The organism is Actinomadura sp. KC06 (assembly GCF_004348735.1).
In the GTDB taxonomy this organism is placed as follows: domain Bacteria; phylum Actinomycetota; class Actinomycetes; order Streptosporangiales; family Streptosporangiaceae; genus Spirillospora.
This window is the reverse complement of sequence record NZ_SMKT01000325.1, coordinates 1-3,712: the sequence shown is the minus strand read 5'-3', so window position 1 is coordinate 3,712 and position 3,712 is coordinate 1. Positions and strand designations below refer to the sequence as shown.

4 protein-coding genes are annotated in these 3,712 nt (G+C 67.9%); all 4 read right to left on the bottom strand.

From position 1 onward, the window contains the following. Positions 1-562 (bottom strand): FKBP-type peptidyl-prolyl cis-trans isomerase (locus E1287_RS42405; protein WP_131971668.1); only part of this gene is annotated, 562 nt, incomplete at its 3' end. 98 nt (positions 563-660) lie between these two features. Then, on the bottom strand, positions 661-2,019 hold the full coding sequence (pafA, locus tag E1287_RS42400; RefSeq protein ID WP_131971666.1) for a Pup--protein ligase: 1,359 nt from the start codon (positions 2,017-2,019) through the stop codon (positions 661-663). A gap of 184 nt (positions 2,020-2,203) precedes the next feature. After that, the gene (prcA, locus tag E1287_RS42395; RefSeq protein ID WP_347814011.1) at positions 2,204-3,049 is read right to left on the bottom strand and encodes a proteasome subunit alpha; all 846 of its coding nucleotides are present in this window, start codon (positions 3,047-3,049) and stop codon (positions 2,204-2,206) included. A 21-nt stretch (positions 3,050-3,070) separates the two neighbouring features. Next, positions 3,071-3,712: proteasome subunit beta (gene prcB, locus E1287_RS42390; RefSeq protein WP_131971662.1), on the bottom strand; the 642-nt coding region annotated here is incomplete at its 5' end.

Genomic DNA, 3,712 nt, shown 5'->3' with positions numbered 1-3,712 from the left:
CCGCCCCCTCCTTCACCCTCGGCAGCCTCGGATCGGCCAGCGGAGCCTGCCTCACCCCGCGCGGGCCCGCCGAACCCGAATACACGGCGCGGACGTCCAGCACGTACACCAGCGTGTCGTCCGAACCCACCCGATGCTTCGGATCGCCCTTCGCGCCGAAACCGTCCTCCGGCGGGATCCGCGCCACCACACGCGCCCCCGGACGCGCCCCCACCAGCGCCTTCGTCAACCCCGGCACCAGCTGACCCGTCGGGAACGCCCCCGGCTGACCCTTCGCGTAACTGTCCGCCAGCAGCTTCCGCCCGCCCGCATTCCACCGGTAGCCCACATAATCCGCCACCACGAGATCACCCTTGCGCGCCGCCGACCCCTTCCCCTTCGTCAGCGTCTTCACCGCAAGAGAATCCGCAGGCGCGCCCTTCGGGAACTCCACATCGGGCAGCTTCCCGAAATCACCGCGCACCGTCACGTCCACGTCGTCGCCGCCCGAACACGCCGCCGACAACCCCAACGGCACCGCGAGCGCCACGACCACCGACACCAGCCGAACACGACGACGCATACAAAGATCCTTCGAGGGATGCCCACGCTACTGCGCGCTCACCCTACCGCCCTGGTGACCGGCCAGTAGCCCCCAGTGCGCAAGTCCCTGGAAAGCCGTCACATACCGGCGATCAGCTTGTCGACCCGCTCGTCAACCGACCGGAACGGGTCCTTGCACAACACCGTCCGCTGCGCCTGATCGTTCAACTTCAGATGCACCCAGTCGACCGTGAAATCACGCCGCTTCTCCTGCGCCTTCCGGATGAACTCGCCCCGCAGCCGCGCCCGCGTCGTCTGCGGCGGCACCGACTTCGCCTCGAAGATGTCCAGATCCCGCGACACCCGATCGACCGAACCCCGCTTCTCCAGCAGGTAGTACAGCCCCCGGTCACGATGTACATCGTGGTAAGTCAGGTCCAGCTGCGCCACACGCGGCGACGACAACGGCAGATCGTACTTCCGCCGGTACCGCTCGATCAGCTTGTACTTCGTCACCCAGTCGATCTCACGCGACACCAGATCCAGGTCGCCCGTCTCCACCGCCCGCAGCGTCCGCTCCCACAACTCCAGCACACGCTTCGACGTCGCGTCCCCACCGCGCGAGTCGACGAAATCCCGCGCCTTCCCGAAATACTCCTTCTGGATCTCCAGCGAACTCGCCTCACGGCCGTTCGCCAGCCGCACCTTCCGCCGCCCCGTCATGTCATGGCTGACCTCGCGGATCGCCCGGATCGGGTTCTCCAGCGTCAGATCCCGCATCACCACCCCGGCCTCGATCATCCGCAGGACGAGATCCGTCGCGCCGACCTTCAGCAGCATCGTCGTCTCGCTCATGTTCGAGTCACCGACGATCACATGCAGCCGGCGGAACCGCTCCGCATCCGCGTGCGGCTCGTCCCGCGTGTTGATGATCGGACGCGACCGCGTCGTCGCCGACGACACGCCCTCCCAGATGTGCTCCGCCCGCTGCGACACGCAGTACACCGCACCGCGCGGCGTCTGCAGCACCTTCCCCGCACCGCAGATGATCTGCCGCGTCACCAGATACGGGATCAGCACGTCCGCCAGCCGCCCGAACTCGCCGTGCCGCCCCACCAGATAGTTCTCATGGCAGCCGTACGAGTTGCCCGCAGAGTCGGTGTTGTTCTTGAACAGGTAGATGTCCCCGGCGATGCCCTCCTCCCGCAGACGCCGCTCAGCGTCCACGAGCAACCCCTCCAGGATCCGCTCACCGGCCTTGTCATGCGTCACCAGATCCACGACGCTGTCGCACTCCGGCGTCGCATACTCCGGGTGACTCCCGACGTCCAGGTACAGCCGCGCCCCGTTACGCAGGAACACGTTGCTGCTGCGCCCCCACGACACCACCCTCCGGAACAGATAGCGCGCCACCTCATCCGGTGACAACCGCCGCTGCCCCCGGAAGGTGCAAGTGACGCCGTACTCGTTCTCAAGCCCGAAGATGCGCCTGTCCACACCCTGACCCTATGCGGCACGGACCCGACTTGGCAGTCTCTCCAACCGACCGTTTCCACCGAACACCACAACCACCGCACACGTGACAAGCCCGCCGCCGCACGGGCGGCAACCACCACCCCGCGACGACGGGCCGTCCCCGGGCCAGACCCTCCACCGCACGGCGGAAAGCCCGGCACCGCAGTCAGTTCTCGTCCTCCCCGGCGTCCTTCGAACCCTCGGCCGAGCCCTCGGCGTCCTTCGGGCTCTCGGCGCTCTTCGGGGTCTCCGGGAGGTCGGGGAGATCCAGAAGGTCGTCGTCCGCGTCCGCGCCGGTGCCTCCGGCGTCCCCCGCACCCGGCGCGGCCTCGTCCGCCGACAGCAGGTCACCGATCCGCGCCGCCGTCAACCGCTTGAACAACCGGTGCTCACGATTGCGGTCCAGCACCGCGACCTCCAGCGACGTCGCCTCCAGACGCCGCTCCGAATCCTGCGCCTCCAGCGCCCGCACCGCCGTCCGCAACGCCGCCGCCAGCGACGAGCCCTCCCGGTACCCGTCCTTCAGCGACTGAGCCACCGACTCCGCCTGACCGCCCATCGCCACATAACCGTGCTCGTCCGCCACCGAACCGTCGAACGTCAACCGGTAGATCTGATCCGTCTCCGCGGCATCACCCACCTCCGCGACCACGATCTCCACCTCGTACGGCTTGTTCGTCTCCGTGAAGATCGTCCCCAGCGACTGCGCGTACACGTTCGCCAGACCCCGCGCCGTCACGTCCCGGCGGTCGTACTGGTACCCGTTGATGTCGGCGTACCGGACACCGCCCAGCCGCAGATTCTCGAACTCGTTGTACTTCCCCACCGCCGCGAACGCGATCCGGTCATAGATCTCACTGATCTTGTGCAGCGCCCGCGACGGATTGTCCGCCACGAACAGGATGCCGTCGTCGTACTGCAGGACGACGACACTGCGGCCACGCGCGATCCCCTTACGCGCATAGTCCGCCTTGTCCTTCATCTGCTGTTCGGGCGACACATAGAACGGCATGGACACCGGTCAGGATCCCTTCTAACGCAGCGGGGCGGTCGGCCCGCCCGGCGACTCGTAACGACCATCGACGACGGCCCGCGCCAGCGCGCCCACCTCGTCCTCGCCCAGCCGGCGATACCCGTCCGACGTCACCGACGCCACCACAGGGAAGATCCGGCGCGTCAGATCGGGACCGCCCGTCGCCGAATCGTCATCGGCCGCGTCGTACAGCGCCTGCACGCACACCAGCCCGGCGTCCTCCGCCGACAGATCCGCACGGTACAGCTTCTTCAACGCGCCCCGCGCGAACACCGAACCCGACCCGACCGAGTAGAACTCCCGCTCCTCGTACCGTCCGCCCGCCGGGTCGTAGGAGAAGATCCGGCCCTCGTCCCGCTCCTCGTCATACCCCGCGAACAGCGGCACCACGGCCAGCCCCTGCATCGCCATGCCCAGGTTCTGCCGCACCATCGTCGCCAGCCGGTTCGCCTTGCCCTCCACCGAGAGCGTCCGTCCCTCACGCTTCTCGTAATGCTCCAGCTCCACCTGGAACAGCCGCACCATCTCGATCCCGATGCCCGCCGTCCCCGCGATGGCGATCGCCGAGAACTCGTCCGCCCGGAACACCTTCTCGATGTCCCGCTGCGCGATCATGTTCCCCGCCGTCGCCCGCCGGTCCCC

Excerpts from the sequence above, each read along its gene's own strand:
- prcA (WP_347814011.1), bottom strand. The coding sequence starts at position 3,049 with ATGCCGTTCTATGTGTCGCCCGAACAGCAGATGAAGGACAAGGCGGAC.